Consider the following 18,702-nt stretch of genomic DNA (forward strand, 5'->3'; position numbering starts at 1 on the left):
CGTTCCCGGGCGCGGTATTTTATACGGGTTTAAATCTGAATGGTGACAATCGCCCGGCCGCTTTCAAGGCGGGAGCGGATCCCGTTAAGGAACTGCCGGCGCTCGGGCGTGAGGTTTTCCACGTCCCACTTTTTATGAAGCACACCGAACAGCTCGCAGTCACGGAATCGGAGCATGTGGGGCAGATCCTTAAAGAGCTGCGGCGGCATTTCCGAATACTGGGTATAGCCCTGCATGAACCGGCTCAGGAACCGTTTCGCTTTTTCCGCCCTTGCATGGTCATCCTGAATGTGAAGCATCGAGTAGTAAAGCGGAATGGCGATGTCACTGGCCAGAAAATGATAGGCGGAATCGTCAAAGTCAAAGATATTAATGGTACTGCCGTCGTAAAAAAAGTTCCCGGAATGGAGATCCGTATGTATAAGCTGGTACCGGTTATGTGTTTTCGGGATCTGTTTCAGCGTATCGATCACATTGCGGATCTGCCAGACGATTTTTTTATCCCCGTGAGGCAGAAACGGGGCAAACTGGGTTTCAAAGGATTCAACGAGATCGGCGCGTTTTCGTATGTGAGCGGGAGGTTTGTACTGTTTGGTGAGCCGGTGGAGGCGGCCGGTTTCCCTGCCCCAGGCGTGAATCAGCCGGATGTCTTCGAGCTTCTCCTTAATTTTTACAGGGCTGCCCTGAGCTTTCTCGAACAGGGTCACATAAAACGTACTGTCTTTTACAGCGGCAGTTTCAATGAGCCTGCCTTCCACACTCGTGAGTGCCGGGCTGACCCCGGCTCCTTTTCCGCTCAGAAACATGAGCCAGTCTAGTTCGCTTGCAACTTCCTCATAATCCCGGTGACTGGAGTGGGTAAAACGCAGAATGACATTCCGGCTGCCGCGGACACCTTCGAAGACGTAATTTTCGAAATCCCCGACTTTCCTTACTTTTTCCACGCCGAATTTCCGTATGCCTTCCAAAAATACGTCATCTGTAAACAGCTGGTCGATGTAGGTTTCCATAATTAACGCCTCCTGTACTGCTTCAATTTCTGCGTCCATAGCATCGTCTTCAACCAACTGAACGGGCCTCGCCTTATCTACTGTTAAGTTTATCACAAATATCTGAAAGTTTCGTCAAAACTGTTGTAAATTTTATGAGGAGAAAGTGAAGGATTTGTCACAGGAGATGCGGGTTCTGTCGAACGAAAAGAAATAAAAATGATTGACGCCGGTGAAAAGGTTGTGTAGTATTATGGTTAATTACTCAAGTAACTAACCAAACAACGTGAGCATACACTGAGACTGAAAAAGAAGTTGGTGAAGCGATGAAGAAAAAACTCGATGAAAACCGCCCGATCTTCCAGCAGATCAAGGAGTGGGTGGAAGAGGACATTCTTGAGGATGAACTGGCCGAAGGGGATATGATTCCATCCACCAATGAACTGGCGAAGTTTTACGGTATTAACCCGGCAACGGCCCGGAAAGGGATTCAGGCGCTGGTGGACGATGAACTGATCTATAAACAGAGGGGGATCGGCATGTTTGTGGCAGAAGGGGCGAAAAAGAAACTGATGAACCGGCGAAAAGAGGAATTTTACGACGAGTACGTGAGACCTCTTGTAAAAGAAGCCAGGCGGATAGGCATGGAACCTGACGAACTGGCAGAACTTTTGAATAAAGGAGTGGAGAGGGAATGACGGAGACGGTGGTGGAAATCAGGAATCTGACATTTTATCACAGCAGGGATAAAAAGGGGCTGAAAGATCTGTCCCTCTCCCTTGAACAGGGAAAAGTATACGGCCTCTGGGGACGAAACGGCGCGGGAAAAACGACACTGATGAAGCTGATGACAGGTCTTCTGAAGCCCCAGCACGGCTCGATCACCCTGTTTGGCGAGGAACCTTTTGAAAACCGCCGGGCGCTCGGGAAAATCTGTTTCATTCAGGAAAACCATCCATTAAACCCGGCGTGGCGTATCCGTGATGTTATGAAAGTTGCCGCTTATTTTTACCCGGCATGGGATCCTGAAATGGCTGAAAGCAGTCTGAGAGCATTTTCCCTTGACCCGGGCAAAAAAGTAAAGACTCTTTCCAAAGGGATGAGAACGGCAGTGGCCCTGACCGTCGGCCTTGCGAGCAAGGCTCCGTTTACCATTTTTGATGAACCGACCAACGGACTTGATGCTGCAGTTAGGGAAATTTTCTATAATCTTCTGATCTCGGAGCTCGAGGAAGGGGAGCGGACCGTGATGCTGTCCACCCACTTCATTCAGGAGCTTCAGGCGTACATTGAAGACATGGTCGTGCTTCACGACGGGGAACTGATCCTGCACGAGCCGATTGAATCGATCCGGGAGCGTGCTGTATACGTAACAGGGCGCAAAAAAGAACTGGAGGAAGTCATTTCACACCCTGAGGCCCTGGAAGTGAAAACACTGGGCAGTTCAGCGTCGGTCCTCGTGGAAAAAACAGGCGAACCGTGGCAGCTTGCACAAAAGCAGGATATTACGATGGAAACACCGAGCCTCCAGGATTACCTGCTGAGAAAAACAGACCGGAAAAAAGAGGGGGTATGGTCATGAAAGAGCAGAGAGGAATATGGCAGATTATCTGGATCGAGATGAGCAAATCGTTTGTCTGGTTCTGGAGTATTCTTCTCGGGTTTATTGTACTCGGGATTGCGCTGTCCATGATATACGAACCCAGTGAGGTTATTTTTCAGACGAACGCAGCGATGTATATCTATTTTGCCGTTATTGGAGCCCAGCTGTTTAAACTCGGCCTCAATTATGGTTCCACAATGGGAAGCACCCGTCATCAGCTTTACACTGGTGTCGTGCTCAGTGCCCTCGTTCTTGCAGCGATCGGGACGGCTATTCACAGTGTTGTCTACTATTCTTTCGGCCCGCTTGCCCAGGGACTGACCAGCGGTATGGATCTCATACACCTTCTTGGCCTGCTCCCTGTGGAGGAAACGGTGTTTACGGTTATCCTGTTTGATTTTTCAACCAGTCTGATGGCGCTCGGCCTGAGTTTTGCCTTCTCGATTCTTTATTATAAATACGGGGGTCTGCCGCTTATGATTGCAGGTGGTGTTGTGGCCCTGAGTGTCATGTACAGTCCGATCCGGAACAGTTTCTGGGGAGAGATCGTTTCCTGGATTATGACAGGCGGTGCGGTTGAACTGTTTGCCATCCCGCTTGTATTTGCTGCTCTGGCATTCAGCCTGCCGTATCTGCTCGTCGTTCGCCTCAACATCTATCTCAAAGAGAGTGCTTCACTCAAGTAAATACTTTTATAGGGAGCACCTCTCAGGAGGGGCTTCCTTTTTTTTCTGGTAAAATGAGGGTAATAGTGTTGGGAAGGGGGCGTTTTGCATGAAAAAAATTGCAGTTATCGGCTCGGGGGGATCGGGAAAGTCCACGTTTGCCCGTGAGCTTGGTGAAAAGATAGATATCGATGTTCACCACCTGGATACGCTGTTCTGGAAACCCGGCTGGGTCGGCGTGCCGAAAGAGCAGCAGCGGGAAGTGCAGCACGAACTTGTACAGGAGGATTCCTGGATTATAGACGGAAACTACGGCAGTACAATGGACATACGTCTGGATGCAGCAGATACGGTGATCTTTCTGGATCTGCCGCGGATCACGTGTGCATGGCGGGTGGTTAAGCGCAGCCTCCTTTACCGGAAACGCCCCCGCCCGGACATGGCGGACGGCTGTGTGGAGCGGGTCTCCCCGCATTTTTTAAAGTGGGTATGGCAGTACCCGGAGAAGAGACGTCCTGGAATTCTTGAAAAGCTTGAATCTGTGAAAAGGGAAAAGCAGGTTGTTATTCTCCAGTCACCAAAGGAAGTACGGGAATTTCTCGGGCAGGCGGAAAAAAAGGGCGATTTTTATATAGTGGAAAAATGAACCATTCCTTTCTGCCGCTGGTATAAGGAGTAAGGAGATCAGCAGGGAGGGTTAAATATGTCGGGATTTATCGTTTCTATGATCGTTGCAGGGGTGATGCTTATTGTCATTCTCAGTATAGCGATTCCAATGGACCGGAAGTATATCGTCCGTGAAAACAGGCGGATCAACTACAGGAAGACGACCATTTTTCTCAGATGGAACTACTTTGACACGCTGACAGTTGTGCTTGCTGTATACACTGTGATCTGCGTGCAGATCCTGAACTTCCTGATTTCGGGAGGTTATACAGTGGAAAACAATTACGTCCAGTTTTTCACGAACCAGTCTCAGGCGTGGACGCTCGTAACGATGATTTACTTTGTCATGAGACTGACGAACACGTATAAAAGTATCCGGGCTCATTACGGTGAGGCTCATGCAGAATGAGCAGCTCGGTATTCTTGCCACGCGTTTTCAGGAGGGGGACGAGGAGGCGTTCGAACGCCTGTATGAACACCTCCACCCGCCACTTTACGCATTTCTGTTCCGCTTTACCCGCAACGAGCAGATGAGTATGGATCTTGTGCAGGATACGTTTCTGAAGTTCTACCGCAGCCGGTCTGCTTACCGGCCGGAGAAAGCCGGAGTAAAAACGTACCTGTTCCGGATCGGCTATACGCTCATGATCAATCGCGTGAACCGGCGGAAAAAGTGGCAGAAAATCATGCCGTTCCTGGTGCCGGATCCGGTGTCGGAGGCTTCGCCGGAGGACCGTGTGACGATCCGCGAGGCGCTCCTGAGGCTGCCGGAAAAACAGCGTGCAGCAGTTATTCTTTATTATTATCACGATCTCAGGCACCGGGAAATTGCTGATGTGCTTGGTATTGCGGAAGGCACGGTGAAATCGCGGATTTTTTCCGGTGTCAGTAAGCTGAGAAGGGAACTGGAGGGGGAGCTGGATGAAGAACGGCGGGAACGAACAAAGGTTTAAAGAGGACGATGCGCTTGTCCGTTATCATATGAAATCAGATCATGTTGATGTGCCGGAGATTCCTGTGCGGCGCTCGCGTCTGGCAGGATTCTTCCGCTATCTCGGTTCGCCGGCTAGAAATCCATTCGACCGGGTCGAGGTATTAGACGGCGGGGCTGTGCGGCTTGCAGTTTTACCGGCTGCAGCAGGTGCCGGACTGATGATTCTTCAGGCGGGTGTATACCTGTTTTTGTGAAATACAGTTGACAGCGGGAGCGGACCGGTGTATAAATGTTTGTAATCAGATGACGCAAAAGCTGTGACAGGAATAAGTAGTGTGCATCTCCCTGTTTAAGAGAGCCGGTGGCCGCTGTGAACCGGTACAAAGATGCCCGCGAATTACCTCCTCGAGCTCTGTCTGTGAACGTGCTGAAGTAGCAGGCAGCGGACCGGAACCGTTACCGGAAGTGAGTGGAAGAGACTGCGTGTCTCTTCAACAAGGGTGGTACCGCGTGCAGCCACGTCCCTTTTATGAGGGGCGTGGTTTTTTGTGCTGGTTTCGGTGACGAGCGTTGGCAAATGGTTCAATTAAGTGTAAAAGTGGTTCAATTCGGAGAGAAAGTGGTCCAATAACCAGCAGAAGCAGTCCAATCCTTTACTGTGGAAAAGTGCTTCGCGCAGTTTAGGGATAAAAAATAATCGAATGGAGGAACAGATCATGAGCACCTGGACAGAGAAACTGACCGCAGAACAGAAAAAAGAAACAGAAAGGCAGATGGCGCTGTATCTGGCAGGGGCCCATGAGGTGATTCCTGCATCGGATCTTGAGGAAAAGGTGGCACGCTCCGTCATCGAGGGCCGTCCGCTTAAAATCAAGCTCGGGCTCGATCCATCGGCGCCGGATGTGCACCTTGGTCATACGGTGGTGCTGAACAAAATGCGCCAGTTTCAGGAGAACGGCCACACGATTCAGCTCATTATCGGCGATTTTACCGGAAAAATCGGTGATCCAACGGGAAAGTCGGTGGCCCGGAAACAGCTGACCGATGAAGAGGTGAAAGAGAACGCACGGACGTACTTTGAGCAGTTCGGCAAAGTGATCGATATGGAAAAGGTGGAGCTGCATTACAATTCCAGGTGGCTCGCAAAGCTTGATTTTGAGGACGTGATTAATCTTGCGGGGCAGATTACGGTAGCCCGCCTTCTCGAACGGGATGACTTCGAGAAGCGGATGTCCGACCAGAAGCCGATCTCCCTTCATGAGTTCTTCTACCCGCTCATGCAGGGCTACGACTCGGTTGTCCTTGAAAGTGATGTGGAACTGGGAGGCACCGACCAGCAGTTTAACATTCTGATGGGGCGCCATTTTCAGGAAAAGTTTGGGAAGGGTAAGCAGGTGGCGATGCTCATGCCGCTCCTTGAAGGGCTGGACGGTGTGGAGAAAATGTCAAAGTCGAAGAACAACTACATCGGCATTGACGAAGCTCCTGCCGAAATGTTTGGTAAGGCCATGAGTATTCCAGATGAATTGATGATCAAATACTTCACACTCATCACGGATTTGCCGCTGGAGGAAGTCCGGAAGAAAGAGGCTGCTCTCGAGTCAGGCTCACTTCACCCCCGTGATGCAAAAATGCAGCTGGGCAGGGCGATCGTTGCCCTGTACCACGATGAGGCGGCGGCAGAGCAGGCTGAAAAACAGTTCATCTCTGTGTTCAGTAAAGGCAATGCTCCGGATGAAATCCCGGCCGTTACGTGGGACGGCCCGGCAGACACACCTGTCACGGAACTTCTGACAAAGCTCGGTTTCCTCCCGTCAAAAAGCGAAGCGCGCAGAATGGTCGCAAACCGCGGGGTAAAAATCGACGGCGAAACAGTGGAGGATCCGAAAACGCAGGTTAAAATAGCGGACGGAATGGTAGTCCAGGTGGGGAAAAGAAAGTTTGCCAGGCTTAATCTGAATCAATAGGAAACATACGAAGAGGGCCCAAAAGGATGGAAGCATCCTGTCTGGGCCCTCTTCTTAAATCTATTGGTTTATGTAGTCCTTTTCACAGGCTTTAGGATGGTGCGCTGCAGCGGGACTCCGCCCACATTCACGGTGCGTTCTGTGAAGAGGTAGGGACTTCCGTCGATTAGGAGTGACCGGTAGCCGCTGATTTCCGCTCTCTTTCCGTCCTTTTCAAGTTGTTCTCTGACAGCTTTCATATGATCACCGAGATCAGTGTAACGTTCCCTGAAGTCAATGATAATCCTGTCTTTACGGTACCCCATAAGATAATTAAACAGCAGCAGACCACCTGCCGAAATCAGTAGTGCAAGAAGAAAGATTTCCATCGTACCGACTCCTTTCCGATCCAGTCTGCTTCATTTACGAATGGGAGAGAGAGTTGGTTTCAATCTGTGAATAGTAGTTTACAGCTTTGCCCCGGCTTTTGGCGTAATGAATTTCGTTTGCAGTACTTTTGCCGACATAACCGTCCACATCAATGACGAAGATTTCATCGGCCAGATCAATTTTACGCAGATGAATTTTTTCGAACATCGCTTCCTGCTCCGGGGTAATTGCCACCCCTTCACTCTGCTCAAAAAAGCCGAGACTGATGGCGGCATGTCCCTGGAGTGTGAGTTTCTTCTCCATTTCACGGAAAGCATCTTTGAATTTTGTCGATCCGCACAGGGTAATGACTTTCATTCTCCTTCACCTCGCATTGGTAAGTAATTATAAAAAAATTGTAACGTTTTCCAGCTGATCAGTACATAGCTGAATATACGGGAAAAGCCCCGATGACGGTAACCTCAGCGGAATTACAGTTAATATGATATTTTTACGGAAGCCTGACCTGGAATAAGAAAACCCCGCCGGCCGGATCAGCCGTGCGGGGTTGAATGCTTATTTACGCTTCCACAAGCGGATAAACACCGTTTTCATCATGGATTTCGCGGCCGGTTAGTGCCGGCTTGAACACGCATACCATGCGCATGTCAGTTTTCGCACGGAGCAGGTGCTCATCGTTTTTGTCCAGGGCGTAAAGAGTGTTTGCAGAGATTGGATGAACTTTGTTGTCCGCAAGCGTTTCAACTTCCCCTTCGCCTTCGATGCAGTAAACGGACTCCAGATGATTCTGGTACCAGATGTGTGTTTCGGTACCGGCTTTAATAACCGTGTCATGAACCGAGTAGCCCATGCCCACATCGTTCAGCACGAGGCGGCGGCTCGTCCAGTTTTCCCCTTTTACTTCGTTATCTGTCCCGATGATATCTTCAAGTTTTATGACCTTCATAGGATCGCCTCCTGTATAGATTTAATGAATATACCCTTCCGTCAGTTTTGCGAAGCTCCGCTGAACGCCATCCGCTCGCTTTCCGCGGCGGTGCCGACGAGCCTCCGCGAGCTTCGCTCTACGGGGTCTCGCCTGGCCCCCACTGCCGCAGGAGTCTCGCTGTTGGCGTCAGCTACGCATAATAAAGGTTTGCTGACCGGAGGTATACTTATTATAGATTTAGTAGATGAATTGCTGAATCTTTGTTTTAGTCGGCTGCCTGTTTGTAAACCGAAACGGCGCTGTTGACACTTTCCTCAATAATATTAAAGCCCTGCTCGAGCTCTTCATCAGTCATCGTGAGCGCAGGGAACAGCTTGAATACTTCATCTTTCCCGCCGGACGTTTCCATAATCACGCCGCGCTTGAACGCTTCCGAAGCGACGCGCTCGGACAGACCGTCAACCGGTGAGGCGATGCCCTGCATAAACCCGCGGCCCCGGACCTCTCCCTGAATTTCAGGATGCTCTTCCACAATGCGGTTGAGGAATTCCGTAATCCGCTTGGATTTTGCCTGAATGCTCTTTTCGAACGAGTCGTCCTCCCAGAAGGAAAGGGACTCGGCAGCAGTGATGAATGCATGGTTGTTTCCGCGGAACGTCCCGTTATGCTCACCTGGTGACCAGTTGTCGTACTCCGGTTTTATCAGGGTAATAGCAAGTGGGAGGCCGTATCCGCCGATGGATTTGGACAGGCAGATCACGTCCGGTTTGAGCCCGGCTTCTTCAAACGAGAAGAATGTGCCTGTACGTCCAACACCGGCCTGGACGTCGTCAATAATGAGGAAGATGCCCCAGTGGCGGCAGATCTCCTCGACGCGTCGGAGCCACTCCACGCGGGCGGTGTTCAGTCCGCCTTCACCCTGAACCGTTTCAAGGATCACAGCAGCCGGGATCGCAACCCCGCTTCCGTTATCCTCAAGGAAACGCTCCAGGTAGTCGAGGCTGTCCTCTTCGTCTACAAAGTTGTCGTACGGCATGGTCACCGTGTTGTTAAGTGGAATCCCTGCTCCGGCCCGTTTCGTGGAGTTTCCGGAAACAGCGAGCGACCCAATCGTCATACCGTGAAAACCGCGGGTAAAGCTGATTACGTCTGTGCGTCCCGTTTCTTTCCGGGCAATCTTCAGGGCACTTTCAACCGTGTTTGTGCCTGTTGGTCCCGGGAACATGACGCGGTATTCCATGTCCCGGGGCTTCAGGATTACGTCGTTAAATCTGCGGAGAAATTCTCCTTTTGCATCCGTTGCTTTATCTAGAGAGTGGGTAATCCCGTCGTTCTGGATGTACTCCACGAGTTTTTCTTTCATTTTTGGTTCGTTGTGGCCGTAGTTCAGTGCTCCGGCCCCGGAAAAGAAGTCCAGATATTCTCTTCCATCAGCGTCCCACAGCTTCGATCCTTTCGCCTTTGTAAAAACGGCAGGGAAACTTCTTACATAACTGCGGACACTCGATTCAAGTTCTTCAAATACACTCAGGTTGTTGTTCGTCATATTGAAAAATTACCTCCAGCAAGTTTTTTCTGCTTAAGCAAAAGTTCTGCAGCTGCAGACGGACGCTTTCCGGGGGTGGATTAAAGAAAGGAATTCCTGCTTCTTCCTCTGCAAGTAACCCTCCGATGTGTCTGCGTCGAAGCAACTCGAAGCGAACTCACGAGGTAAACGCTCGTCGCTGGAGTCGCCGTCTTACGCTTAATACCATTTGCCCTCAGCAAAGAAATTTTTTTATCTTACGGATGTTACTTTTCATTAATCGGACCGATTCGGTATGTCAGTTCGGCCTCATGTCCCTCACCGGGAAAAAGCCGGGACGGAAAGCATGGCTTAACGTCACAGTGAACGCCGCTGCGCCGGGCATAGCCCTTAAACAGGCTGTCAGACGCTTCGTTCGTCGGAGTTACTGTGGCTTCGAGATAACGGACTTGTCTGCAGATGTCACGCGACATCAATTCGGAAAGCATGCGCCCTGCAATCCCGCGGCCCCGGTAGGACGGATCCACACCGACCTGCCACACAAATACTGTATCGTCTGCCTCGGGCGGGATAAAAGCCGTAATGAATCCAGCCAGGCGGTCATCCACCTTAGCCGTCACGCATGTTTCCGAAAAGAACTTGCACATCATTAAGTACTTGTAGGGGGAGTTCAGGTCGAGCGTGGAGTCTTTTACGAGTTCCCACATTGCAGCGCCGTCATCCACTCCCGGTTTTGTTAAAGTAAGGGTTTCATTTTCAATAGGCGGCATTAATTTACTCTTCACGTAAAATAATCACCTCTAAAGTAGAACGTGGTCTTATCCTTCATAAGAACCCTCTCCTTTAACAAAATATTTTCATTTGTGCGACAACATTATTAAGCATAGTAAGACCATGCCCGATAGGCAAACGCTGCCATCTGGCATATTCAGCTATATATCCCGCCTTATGGAGAAGGAACCCACTCATTATCAAAAGATAAGAAATAACTATGGAAAGGGCTCGATTGCAACCGATTTCACTTTAGACATCCAATCTTATGCCATTTATTCCTTATAAACGGGGACTTTCCCCCAGATAATCCTCCAAATAAGAAACGCAGCCGTAATCACGGGCTGCGTTTTGTGTGTCAGGAACTGAGTTCCAGGAGAAATTCCCACAGGTCTCCTTCTGATTTAAATTTATATGAATATCCATATGTAATCGGAGTTTTTCCCGTATGCATCTTTTCAGGGAAACGGAGCAGCGAGGTATGGTGGGTCAGCCCGTCGCTTTTTTCCTTAAGGGAGCTGTCGCCTTCCACTGCAGCCGGATCAAGAACAATCGTCGCAGTTACGTTAGGAAACAGGTAAATGACCTGTCCGCTCACTTTGTGTTCGAATTCCACAGCTTTCTTCGTTTCTTTTGTAACGGTAAACCCGTTGTGCAGAAAAGCACTTCTACGTTTGTCCATTTATTCAGTTTCCTTTCTGGTCTATTATTAGTTATATCGTACAGTATCTCATAGAAAAGGGGAGAAGACTTATGGGAGCCACTGTAATTATTCTGAGCGTGTTTTTGTTCTTCACGGCGTATATGCTTGGTATCAGAAGGAATATGCACTTTCTTCATCTGTTTATTCCCGGGCTTGGAGGCAGGGTCCTGACTGGAGACCGTGATAAGGTGGCGGTCCGCTTTGCCTTCCTGTCATGTATAACAGGAGGCACGATCCTCATTCATTTTCAGGCCGGCCCCCTGATTGGGAGTGCCGCCCCTTTTCTGGCAGGAGCCCTGATCCTGGCTGCTGCGATTTATGCCTACTCCGGACTCCTGAAATACGGTTTTCAGGACCAGGAAACGCAAAACGCAGACCGAAGTTAATCACGGTCTGCGTTTTGCGTTGAACTGTTACCTAGTGGAGCCACTTGGCCATTTCGTAGTAAACAGGTATGCCGATAATCAGGTTGAAAGGAAAGGTCACTCCTAAAGCTACACCCAGATAAATTGAAGGGTTGGCATCAGGTACAGAAGTTTTTAATGCTGCCGGCGCAGCGATATAAGATGCACTTCCTGCTATAATACCCATCAGTGCAGCCCCACCTGGCGACAGGCCGATCACACTTCCTGCAATTACACCTAAACTGCCGAAAAGAAGCGGGGTCAATAACCCGAACATTAACAGTTTTACACCGTGCTTTTTAACTTCCGGCAGCCGCTTGCCCACGATCAGACCCATATAGAGTAAAAACAAAATCAGTACGCTGCTGTATAAATCCATGAATAAGGGCTGAACCATCGGAATTGCCCGCGTACCGAGAACAAGGCCGATCAATAAACTGCCCAGCAGAAGCAGGATACTTTTGCCGAATAAACTTTCCTTTATGATTTCCGGATCAATTAATCTTCCAGGTGATGCAATAATTCCAAGTCTTTGAGCAGAAAGTGCAGGCATGGTATCGTTTTTCTCCATCATTTTAAGTAATACGATAGATACTAAGATTGCAGGGCTTTCCATCAGGACGACCATGGCATTCATAAATCCTTCGTACGTGACACCGCTTTTTTCTAGAAAGGAGACAGCGGCGCCAAAGCTTACGATACTGGTGGACCCGTAAGTGGCTGCCAGTCCAATGGAATTTTTCAGATCCATTTTCATCAGCCTTGTAATGAACAGAACGATAAAAGGGATTGTGACTCCTAAACAAAGTGTGGCGATAATCGGTGCAATGACATCGTTAATCGAGTAATGGGAAAGTTCAATCCCTCCTTTGATACCGATGGCAATTAAAAGATAGATGCTTAATGCTTCACCAAGTCCTTTTGGAAACTCCAAATCTGATTTAACCAAAGAAGCAAAAATTCCTAAAGCAAAAAATAATACTACAGGGGACAGTAAATTCTGAACGATAATTTCCGACATTTCGTACCTCCTCATTTTTTCAATAAAAAAACCGGCAATTCCAGAATTTAAACGGATTGGACCGCTAATTCTGAAAGTTGCCGGTTTTCCTTCAGCTAACCATCAGGTTTTCTGAAGAACTCCCATTATTTTGTTATTATTTTCTCGTAATCATTGTGAAGCCTGAACACCATGACCCTTTCGCCAGTGCGGGTACTAATATCTGTATGAAAACTTTTAACTTCCTGTTCAGTTATATTCAAAATTATTTTCGTTAATTCCTTCTGGCCTGACTCGACTAAATCAAACCGGAATCTTTTTACTGACAGCATTCCTTCATATGTTTCACAGAGTGAGAACTCAGCAGGTGTTAAGACTCCCTGAAGAGTCACAATGATCATATCCCTTAAAATATCGGTTTTCACAGAGACTGATCCGCGTCCAAGGTAATCTTTTTCCCACTGGGTTAATGCTTTACTTATTTCAGACTCAATCGATCCTTTAGTCCTTTTCATAGCCGCCTCCTCACAAAAAAAGTATACCCCCTGTCTCACATCAACAGAGAATATACCGATTCACATTATTCCAGTCTTCAAAATTCTCAGGGCAGTCTTTTTCATCCAGTCAATTAAGTAATTAACAGTATGCTAAAGAGTCCTTCAATGAAGTTGAAATAAATATCTCTCGGTCATTTAGTTTAAATAAACTTTACCTCTGAATATACAATATGTCAATATTCAAATTTCCAGGCAGGGAATAGAAAGGCTGCTTTATCTGCAAAAAACACGTGCGGCTTTAATAAGACCGGACGTGTTTTTCTGCTTGGCTGGATCGTTCTTTATTTTCCCGGGTTCCGGAGGTGTTTCAGCTTATGAAAAGAAGGAGAGAGAGCCTCGTACAGTTCCCGGTATACGCTGTAGGTTTTCTCATACACGGCATGTGCTTCAGGGTCTGCCTTCACGGTTTCCTTCATGGGAATGTGAGCTTTAATATCCTCCAGGCTTTCGGCTTCACCTGTCGCCACGAGACTCACCCACGCTGCTCCTCAGGCTGAACTCTGATGGCAGGCGGGAATGAGTGTATCCTGTCCGAAAATATCCGCCAGCATCTGCACCCAGAACGGGGAGCGGGCGAAACCGCCGCTTGCGTAAAGCGATGCAGGCGGGCCAGTGAGCCGCTCCAGTGCCGAACCGACGTCACGGACACTGTAGAGAACGCCTTCCAGACCGGCGCGGATCATATGCTCATTTCGGTGGTTGATCGATGGTGAAGACGGATGGGAAAATCAGGGGAAAACTGACCAGTCCCATCATCGGCGGCATCGAGCGCTTCCCCGGTGACATCTACATTGAAGGCAACCCATGGAAGCTGACGACCCTCTGGCTGGCCCAGTACTACCAGGCAATGGATCGTCACGAGGAAGCCAACGAGCTCATCGACTGGGTTGGGGAGTTCACCCCGGACCTGGGACTCATCCCCGAGCAGGTGGACAAATTTTCAGGCGAGCCGGCATGGGTGATGCCTCTTACGTGGTCTCATGCGATGTATGTGCTGGCGGTGCGTGAAGGAAAACAAGAACGATGAAGACTTCGAAAATCCCCCGTTCCGTTTAAGGAGCGGGGGATTCTTTGTGACGGGTGAAAATGAGGAGGCTGGGCCGGGGATTGTCCTGGGGTTGGATTGTGTCGCTTCGTCGATATCCGGACCGGTAAGGTCGATATATTCAAATTAAGGTCGATATCCCGGGAATAAGGTTGATATTCCGGAAATAAGGTCGATATCCCGGCCGCAGCTGACCGCCCGTTCTCGCTGACAGCGAGGTTTACCGGCAGATTCGTTCTGAAAGTTTACGATAAAACCCCATCACATCTGTGTCTTTCATGAAGTTCAGAACGTGTGTCTCTTTCTTTGTGGATACCTCAATATTATTGGAGAAAGAGAACATTCCTGTTTTTTCAATAGCGATTTCTTCTATTTTTCCATAGGGAATGGAAACGACGACGGATTTGGACTTGGAAAGAATCGAGCGGTCAACAAAGAGGATACGGTGGCTGGTAAAAGCGACAAAATCGACCAGCAGACCATACGTATCTTCAAGTTCTTCTCCTTCAAAGAGAAATTCACGTGCCTGATCCTGATGTTTCTGACGGTTGTCACCTTTTGAAAAGAAGCCCATTAAAAAACCTCCTGAGAGTAAATACAGCTTTGTTAAATTGCTGGATATGAGTATAGTAGGCACACGGTGGAATTGCAAGAATGTGCAGTATCAAGCATAAATCCCCACGGCAAAATGAACGAGAAGGTTATTCCCCAAACCCCTCCACGAACCGCCTCGCCTGCTTTGAAAGATGGCGCTGCTTCAGCCAGATGACGGCGGACTTCGCCCGGACCTCGGCATCTGCAATTGGAATTACCCGGATTTGCGACGGGTGAAAGGAGTCCAGCGTGGAAGCGGGCACGATCGAGGCACCGACACCTTTTGCCACAAGGGAGAGGAGCATGGTCACGTCCGGACACTCGCAGATCACGTTTGGCTCGAACCCGTGCTTTCGGCACTCCTCGAGAATCATTTCATACTGACCGGCACCGCTCACCCGGTGAAGGAGAAGGAGGGGCTGTTGTTCCAGAAGAGCCATCTTTAATTCTTTTTCAGCCCCTGCAGGGATATGTTCCTCGTGAAACACTCCCACATAAGGCTCATCAGGCAGCTGTACATGGTCAAATTCTTTCATCGGGAGGGGAAGGCGGACGATCCCCACTTCCACCTCCCGGCTTTTCACAAGCTCGCTGATCTGGTAACTGTCCCCGTCCCGGAGCAGAAACGTGACGCCGGGGAAGTCGCTTCGGAACTGCTCAAGACGCTCCGGCAGCATGGAAAAGCACGATTTAACCGTCCCGATCGACAGACGTCCCTTAAGCCCCTCGTCCCGATCCTTCACTTCCTCTCGAATTTCTTCCATCTCCAGGAGAATACGCTCTGCTTTTTCAAACAGAAAAGCGCCTGCCTCGGTGAGGGTCATCGTCCGTCCGTGACGTTCGAAGAGCTGTACATCGAGTTCCAGCTCAAGCAGTTTAAGCTGCTGGGAAAGAGGCGGCTGGGCCATGTGCAGCTTTTTTGCAGCTCGGGTGATCTGTCCTTCCTCAGCGATCGTGTAAAAATACTTCAGCTGTTTAACGTCCATCCACAAGCCCTCTCTTTCTATATGTATTTCATATCGTTTCTATATCAAATCTATATTTCTCATATAGTGTAGCACGTGTTACGTTAAAAATGAGTGAAAATTCGGATAAAACGACAGGTTAATATCAAGAAAAAGAGGAGCGGATGACACAATGAGATACGATGAAGCGAAACAGCGTCTGAGAGGATCGATTGCCCCGATCGTCACCCCATTTAAAAAGGACTACTCGATGGATCTGAACAAGCTGGAGGAACTGATCGACTGGCACCTTGACAGCGGCAGTCACGCCATTTCCGTAACAGGAACAACAGGAGAGCCGAGCTCACTTACCGTTCAGGAACGGATTACCGTTATGGAAACAGCAGCAAAAGCGGTGAACGGCCGCGTGCCGTTTGTACCTGGTACAGGGTCCACAAACCATCAGGAAACACTTGACCTCACAAAAAAAGCCCAGGAAATCGGAGCCGACGCCGCACTTGTAATCGTGCCCTACTACAACAAACCTTCCCAGCACGCACTTTACAAGCATTTCAAAGCCGTTGCTGAAAGCGTTGACATTCCGCTCATCGTCTACAACATTCCGGGACGGACTGCGGTCAACCTTGACGTGAAAACACTCGCCCGTCTGGCGGAGGACTGCCCGAACATTATCGGCGTAAAAGAGTCCAATAAGGACTTTGAGCACGTAAACCGGGTGCTCATGAACTGCGGCCGCGACTTTAACCTTTACTCGGGAATCGAGCTTCTCTGCTACCCGATGCTTGCCATCGGTGGAGCGGGGCATATCAGCGCAACGGCAAACGTCATGCCGGAGAAAGTAGCCGAAATTTACAACGCGTGGGAAGAGGGCGACGTAAAACGGGCCCAGGACCTTCACTTTGAGCTGATGCCGCTCAACGACGTGCTCTTTAAGGACACGAATCCGGCTCCACTCAAAGCGGCTCTTGGCATGATGGGCAAAATCGAGCCGGTACTGCGCATGCCGATGGATCTGCCGTCTGAGGAGCTGCAGAACGAAATCCGTGACGTGCTGAAAACCTACACAGACGTGGCTGACCAGGTCACATCACGCTAAAGCAGAGGAGGCTTTCAAGTGACAAAACAAGCAGATACATTGAACCTGAAAGAACTGACCCACGACTCAAAACTTGACGATATCCAGCTGTATATAAACGGGGAGTTTGTTCAGGCAAGCTCCAATGAAACGTTTGAAAATAAAAACCCGTTCACGAACCGGCCGATCAACCGCGTTGCTTCCGGGCAGAAATCGGATATCGATATGGCGGTGAGTGCTGCAAAAGCAGCGTTTAAAGGGGAGTGGGGGAGCCTGAAGCTTAAGGAGCGCCTCGCCTATATTAACCGGATCGCCGATCTCATTGACGAGCATATCGACGAGATCGCCCCGCTCGAATCCCTTGATACAGGGCTGCCGATTCACCAGACGAAAAAAATGGTCGCCCGTGCAGCGCAGAACTTCCGGTTTTACGCGGAAATGGTCTCCACACGCCTCACGGGAGACGCCTACCAGGTGGACGACGATTTCCTGAACTACACCGTTCATAAACCGGTCGGCGTGGCCGGTCTGATCACACCGTGGAACGCCCCGTTCATGCTCGAGACGTGGAAAATTGCCCCGGCCCTTGCCACAGGCAATACGGTCGTTCTGAAACCGGCAGAATGGTCCCCGCTTACAGCGAACCGTCTCGCTGAAATCATCGATAAAGCAGATCTACCTAATGGGGTGTTTAACGTGGTTCACGGATACGGGGAAACAGCAGGCGCTGCTCTTGTGGCCCACCCGGACGCCCCGCTAATCTCCTTTACGGGGGAAACAAAGACAGGTTCTGAAATTATGAAAAACGGCGCCGATCCACTGAAGCGATTCTCCATGGAGCTTGGCGGCAAGTCCCCGATCATCGTGTTTGATGATGCGGATCTCGACCGGGCGATGGATGCTGTTACATGGGGCATTTTCTCCTTTAACGGAGAGCGCTGTACGGCGAACTCCCGCCTGTTTGTTCATGAATCTATCTATGACACGTTTGTGGAACAGCTTATGGAACGTGTGGAAAACATACTCGTCGGCGACCCGCTGGACGACCGGACCCAGGTCGGCCCGCTTATACACACCAATCACTATGAAAACGTGAAACGCTACCTCGGCATTGCGGAAAAAGAGGGAGCCCGTGTGGTGAGCGGCTATGTGGACGAAGCACACGCAGACGGTAATTTCGTCCCGCCGACACTGCTTCTGAATGTGACGAACGATATGACGGTTGCCCAGGAGGAAATTTTCGGTCCCGTTATGTGCGTCCTGCCCTTCAAGGACGAAAACGAAGTGATCGAGATGGCCAACGACATCCGTTACGGACTCGCCGGCTACGTGTGGACGAACGACATGAAGCGGGGCCACCGCGTCGCCCAGAAAGTCGACGCCGGCATGATGTGGGTCAATTCCCAGAACGTCCGCGACCTCCGCACACCGTTCGGCGGATCCAAGCACAGCGGCATCGGCCGTGAAGGCGGCTATTACGCCTTCGAATTCTACACCGAAGTCCAGATCGTCCACGTCGCTCTCGGCGACCACCCGATCCCGCAGTTCGGAAAGGAAAAACGGACGTAAGGTGTTTTCCAATCAAATTTCAATAATATTAATAGCCGCAATGCCCGCAGACTCTTCGGAGTAACGAGACAGATGAGGAGGCTGGGACATAAGTAAAGTGTTTTTGAAAATTTGAACTCAATGCTGACAAGCGGATGAAATATTCGCCGACTCCTGCGGGAGGAAAAGCGCAGGTGAGACCCCGCAGTGCGAAGCACGCGGAGGCTCAGCCGCTTCCCGCGGAAAGCGGCGTATATTTCAGGAGCGACTTACCAGCTCCGCTTATTAATTGTTCGAATTCGTCTGGAATAATTCTACTGTCCCAGCCTCTCCCAAGGAGGCTCAGCGCGAGTCCGCGGAAAGCATGGAGGCTTAAAGGAGAATTAAAGGAGGA

Annotated in this window: 25 protein-coding genes and 1 other annotated feature; of the genes, 12 read left to right on the forward strand and 13 right to left on the reverse strand. The window is 49.8% G+C overall.

The features are described 5' to 3' along the window. Positions 1-29: 29 nt before the first annotated feature. Complete coding sequence (locus FGB90_RS13875) at positions 30-1,010, reverse strand: phosphotransferase enzyme family protein (RefSeq protein ID WP_171051835.1); 981 nt, start codon at positions 1,008-1,010, stop codon at positions 30-32. 305 nt (positions 1,011-1,315) lie between these two features. Between FGB90_RS13875 and FGB90_RS13880 the strand changes: the two genes are divergently transcribed. From FGB90_RS13880 to tyrS, 8 genes are all read left to right on the forward strand, one after another. Further along, a complete protein-coding gene (locus FGB90_RS13880; protein WP_138811445.1) occupies positions 1,316-1,687 on the forward strand; it encodes a GntR family transcriptional regulator in 372 nt (123 codons plus the stop codon). Further along, positions 1,684-2,571, forward strand: coding sequence for an ABC transporter ATP-binding protein (locus FGB90_RS13885; protein ID WP_138811446.1), 888 nt, complete (start codon positions 1,684-1,686; stop codon positions 2,569-2,571). The genes FGB90_RS13880 and FGB90_RS13885 overlap by 4 nt, the downstream gene beginning before the upstream one ends. After that, entirely contained in the window at positions 2,568-3,278 is a 711-nt protein-coding gene (locus FGB90_RS13890) for a hypothetical protein (RefSeq protein WP_138811447.1), read from the forward strand. The genes FGB90_RS13885 and FGB90_RS13890 overlap by 4 nt, the downstream gene beginning before the upstream one ends. A gap of 88 nt (positions 3,279-3,366) precedes the next feature. Next, on the forward strand, positions 3,367-3,903 hold the full coding sequence (locus FGB90_RS13895) for a DNA topology modulation protein (RefSeq protein WP_138811448.1): 537 nt from the start codon (positions 3,367-3,369) through the stop codon (positions 3,901-3,903). A gap of 57 nt (positions 3,904-3,960) precedes the next feature. Then, the gene (locus tag FGB90_RS13900) at positions 3,961-4,332 is read left to right on the forward strand and encodes a group-specific protein (protein ID WP_138811449.1); all 372 of its coding nucleotides are present in this window, start codon (positions 3,961-3,963) and stop codon (positions 4,330-4,332) included. Next, a complete protein-coding gene (locus tag FGB90_RS13905) occupies positions 4,322-4,876 on the forward strand; it encodes an RNA polymerase sigma factor (RefSeq protein WP_138811450.1) in 555 nt (184 codons plus the stop codon). The genes FGB90_RS13900 and FGB90_RS13905 overlap by 11 nt, the downstream gene beginning before the upstream one ends. Beyond that, positions 4,845-5,111: a hypothetical protein gene (locus FGB90_RS13910; protein WP_138811451.1), complete on the forward strand. Its 267-nt coding sequence runs from the start codon at positions 4,845-4,847 to the stop codon at positions 5,109-5,111. Before FGB90_RS13905 ends, FGB90_RS13910 begins: the two co-directional genes overlap by 32 nt. A 54-nt stretch (positions 5,112-5,165) precedes the next feature. Continuing rightward, positions 5,166-5,386, forward strand: a binding site (T-box leader). A gap of 187 nt (positions 5,387-5,573) precedes the next feature. Beyond that, a complete protein-coding gene (gene tyrS / locus FGB90_RS13915) occupies positions 5,574-6,824 on the forward strand; it encodes a tyrosine--tRNA ligase (protein ID WP_138811452.1) in 1,251 nt (416 codons plus the stop codon). Positions 6,825-6,892: 68 nt separating this feature from the next. On the opposite strand, the gene FGB90_RS13920 is transcribed toward tyrS, so the two are convergent. The 6 genes from FGB90_RS13920 to FGB90_RS13945 all read right to left on the reverse strand — a co-directional run bounded on the left by FGB90_RS13920 (position 6,893) and on the right by FGB90_RS13945 (position 11,099). After that, on the reverse strand, positions 6,893-7,192 hold the full coding sequence (locus FGB90_RS13920; protein ID WP_138811453.1) for a hypothetical protein: 300 nt from the start codon (positions 7,190-7,192) through the stop codon (positions 6,893-6,895). 34 nt (positions 7,193-7,226) lie between these two features. Continuing rightward, entirely contained in the window at positions 7,227-7,550 is a 324-nt protein-coding gene (locus tag FGB90_RS13925; RefSeq protein WP_138811454.1) for a hypothetical protein, read from the reverse strand. A 202-nt stretch (positions 7,551-7,752) separates the two neighbouring features. Next, positions 7,753-8,139: an ectoine synthase gene (locus FGB90_RS13930; protein WP_138811455.1), complete on the reverse strand. Its 387-nt coding sequence runs from the start codon at positions 8,137-8,139 to the stop codon at positions 7,753-7,755. A gap of 247 nt (positions 8,140-8,386) precedes the next feature. Then, a complete protein-coding gene (gene ectB / locus FGB90_RS13935) occupies positions 8,387-9,667 on the reverse strand; it encodes a diaminobutyrate--2-oxoglutarate transaminase (RefSeq protein ID WP_138811456.1) in 1,281 nt (426 codons plus the stop codon). A gap of 245 nt (positions 9,668-9,912) precedes the next feature. Then, positions 9,913-10,431, reverse strand: coding sequence for a diaminobutyrate acetyltransferase (gene ectA, locus FGB90_RS13940; protein WP_306419239.1), 519 nt, complete (start codon positions 10,429-10,431; stop codon positions 9,913-9,915). A 344-nt stretch (positions 10,432-10,775) separates the two neighbouring features. Then, the gene (locus tag FGB90_RS13945) at positions 10,776-11,099 is read right to left on the reverse strand and encodes a hypothetical protein (protein ID WP_138811457.1); all 324 of its coding nucleotides are present in this window, start codon (positions 11,097-11,099) and stop codon (positions 10,776-10,778) included. A gap of 71 nt (positions 11,100-11,170) precedes the next feature. Between FGB90_RS13945 and FGB90_RS13950 the strand changes: the two genes are divergently transcribed. Further along, positions 11,171-11,506 carry a hypothetical protein gene (locus FGB90_RS13950; RefSeq protein ID WP_138811458.1) on the forward strand — a complete coding sequence of 112 codons (336 nt, stop codon included), beginning with the start codon at positions 11,171-11,173 and terminating at the stop codon, positions 11,504-11,506. A gap of 31 nt (positions 11,507-11,537) precedes the next feature. Here the strand turns inward: FGB90_RS13950 and FGB90_RS13955 are convergent, their stop codons facing one another. The 4 genes from FGB90_RS13955 to FGB90_RS13970 form a co-directional block, all read right to left on the reverse strand. After that, complete coding sequence (locus tag FGB90_RS13955) at positions 11,538-12,545, reverse strand: sodium-dependent bicarbonate transport family permease (protein WP_138811459.1); 1,008 nt, start codon at positions 12,543-12,545, stop codon at positions 11,538-11,540. Between the two features lie 125 nt (positions 12,546-12,670). Then, complete coding sequence (locus FGB90_RS13960; RefSeq protein WP_138811460.1) at positions 12,671-13,039, reverse strand: Na-translocating system protein MpsC family protein; 369 nt, start codon at positions 13,037-13,039, stop codon at positions 12,671-12,673. Between the two features lie 323 nt (positions 13,040-13,362). Then, positions 13,363-13,557 (reverse strand): hypothetical protein, encoded by a 195-nt coding sequence (locus FGB90_RS13965; protein WP_138811461.1) that lies wholly within the window; start codon positions 13,555-13,557, stop codon positions 13,363-13,365. Between the two features lie 12 nt (positions 13,558-13,569). Further along, positions 13,570-13,764 (reverse strand): FGGY-family carbohydrate kinase, encoded by a 195-nt coding sequence (locus FGB90_RS13970; RefSeq protein ID WP_138811462.1) that lies wholly within the window; start codon positions 13,762-13,764, stop codon positions 13,570-13,572. 23 nt (positions 13,765-13,787) lie between these two features. On the opposite strand from FGB90_RS13970, the gene FGB90_RS13975 reads away from it, so the two are divergent. Then, entirely contained in the window at positions 13,788-14,108 is a 321-nt protein-coding gene (locus FGB90_RS13975; protein WP_138811463.1) for a glycoside hydrolase family 15 protein, read from the forward strand. A gap of 238 nt (positions 14,109-14,346) precedes the next feature. Here FGB90_RS13975 and FGB90_RS13980 read toward each other — a convergent pair whose 3' ends face one another. Together FGB90_RS13980 and FGB90_RS13985 are read right to left on the reverse strand one after the other, a co-directional pair. Beyond that, positions 14,347-14,700, reverse strand: a complete 354-nt coding sequence (locus FGB90_RS13980; protein WP_138811464.1) for a PH domain-containing protein — start codon at positions 14,698-14,700, stop codon at positions 14,347-14,349. A gap of 127 nt (positions 14,701-14,827) precedes the next feature. Next, positions 14,828-15,706, reverse strand: coding sequence for a LysR family transcriptional regulator (locus FGB90_RS13985; protein ID WP_138811465.1), 879 nt, complete (start codon positions 15,704-15,706; stop codon positions 14,828-14,830). Positions 15,707-15,857: 151 nt separating this feature from the next. On the opposite strand from FGB90_RS13985, the gene hpaI reads away from it, so the two are divergent. Together hpaI and hpaE are read left to right on the forward strand one after the other, a co-directional pair. Then, the gene (gene hpaI / locus FGB90_RS13990) at positions 15,858-16,781 is read left to right on the forward strand and encodes a 2,4-dihydroxyhept-2-ene-1,7-dioic acid aldolase (protein ID WP_138811466.1); all 924 of its coding nucleotides are present in this window, start codon (positions 15,858-15,860) and stop codon (positions 16,779-16,781) included. Positions 16,782-16,826: 45 nt separating this feature from the next. Next, the gene (hpaE, locus tag FGB90_RS13995) at positions 16,827-18,329 is read left to right on the forward strand and encodes a 5-carboxymethyl-2-hydroxymuconate semialdehyde dehydrogenase (protein WP_438502706.1); all 1,503 of its coding nucleotides are present in this window, start codon (positions 16,827-16,829) and stop codon (positions 18,327-18,329) included. The last annotated feature ends 373 nt before the right edge of the window (positions 18,330-18,702 follow it).

This window comes from Alteribacter natronophilus, assembly GCF_006007885.1.
GTDB classification, from domain to species: domain Bacteria; phylum Bacillota; class Bacilli; order Bacillales; family Salisediminibacteriaceae; genus Alteribacter; species Alteribacter natronophilus.

Excerpts from the sequence above, each read along its gene's own strand:
- FGB90_RS13985 (WP_138811465.1), bottom strand. The coding sequence starts at position 15,706 with ATGGACGTTAAACAGCTGAAGTATTTTTACACGATCGCTGAGGAAGGA.
- FGB90_RS13880 (WP_138811445.1), top strand. The coding sequence starts at position 1,316 with ATGAAGAAAAAACTCGATGAAAACCGCCCGATCTTCCAGCAGATCAAG.
- FGB90_RS13970 (WP_138811462.1), bottom strand. The coding sequence starts at position 13,764 with ATGATCCGCGCCGGTCTGGAAGGCGTTCTCTACAGTGTCCGTGACGTC.
- FGB90_RS13925 (WP_138811454.1), bottom strand. The coding sequence starts at position 7,550 with ATGAAAGTCATTACCCTGTGCGGATCGACAAAATTCAAAGATGCTTTC.
- FGB90_RS13955 (WP_138811459.1), bottom strand. The coding sequence starts at position 12,545 with ATGTCGGAAATTATCGTTCAGAATTTACTGTCCCCTGTAGTATTATTT.
- FGB90_RS13910 (WP_138811451.1), top strand. The coding sequence starts at position 4,845 with ATGAAGAACGGCGGGAACGAACAAAGGTTTAAAGAGGACGATGCGCTT.
- FGB90_RS13890 (WP_138811447.1), top strand. The coding sequence starts at position 2,568 with ATGAAAGAGCAGAGAGGAATATGGCAGATTATCTGGATCGAGATGAGC.
- FGB90_RS13945 (WP_138811457.1), bottom strand. The coding sequence starts at position 11,099 with ATGGACAAACGTAGAAGTGCTTTTCTGCACAACGGGTTTACCGTTACA.
- FGB90_RS13895 (WP_138811448.1), top strand. The coding sequence starts at position 3,367 with ATGAAAAAAATTGCAGTTATCGGCTCGGGGGGATCGGGAAAGTCCACG.
- FGB90_RS13920 (WP_138811453.1), bottom strand. The coding sequence starts at position 7,192 with ATGGAAATCTTTCTTCTTGCACTACTGATTTCGGCAGGTGGTCTGCTG.
- FGB90_RS13960 (WP_138811460.1), bottom strand. The coding sequence starts at position 13,039 with ATGAAAAGGACTAAAGGATCGATTGAGTCTGAAATAAGTAAAGCATTA.
- tyrS (WP_138811452.1), top strand. The coding sequence starts at position 5,574 with ATGAGCACCTGGACAGAGAAACTGACCGCAGAACAGAAAAAAGAAACA.
- ectB (WP_138811456.1), bottom strand. The coding sequence starts at position 9,667 with ATGACGAACAACAACCTGAGTGTATTTGAAGAACTTGAATCGAGTGTC.
- FGB90_RS13975 (WP_138811463.1), top strand. The coding sequence starts at position 13,788 with ATGGTGAAGACGGATGGGAAAATCAGGGGAAAACTGACCAGTCCCATC.
- FGB90_RS13930 (WP_138811455.1), bottom strand. The coding sequence starts at position 8,139 with ATGAAGGTCATAAAACTTGAAGATATCATCGGGACAGATAACGAAGTA.
- FGB90_RS13885 (WP_138811446.1), top strand. The coding sequence starts at position 1,684 with ATGACGGAGACGGTGGTGGAAATCAGGAATCTGACATTTTATCACAGC.
- FGB90_RS13905 (WP_138811450.1), top strand. The coding sequence starts at position 4,322 with ATGCAGAATGAGCAGCTCGGTATTCTTGCCACGCGTTTTCAGGAGGGG.
- FGB90_RS13980 (WP_138811464.1), bottom strand. The coding sequence starts at position 14,700 with ATGGGCTTCTTTTCAAAAGGTGACAACCGTCAGAAACATCAGGATCAG.
- FGB90_RS13875 (WP_171051835.1), bottom strand. The coding sequence starts at position 1,010 with ATGGAAACCTACATCGACCAGCTGTTTACAGATGACGTATTTTTGGAA.
- FGB90_RS13950 (WP_138811458.1), top strand. The coding sequence starts at position 11,171 with ATGGGAGCCACTGTAATTATTCTGAGCGTGTTTTTGTTCTTCACGGCG.
- FGB90_RS13900 (WP_138811449.1), top strand. The coding sequence starts at position 3,961 with ATGTCGGGATTTATCGTTTCTATGATCGTTGCAGGGGTGATGCTTATT.
- hpaI (WP_138811466.1), top strand. The coding sequence starts at position 15,858 with ATGAGATACGATGAAGCGAAACAGCGTCTGAGAGGATCGATTGCCCCG.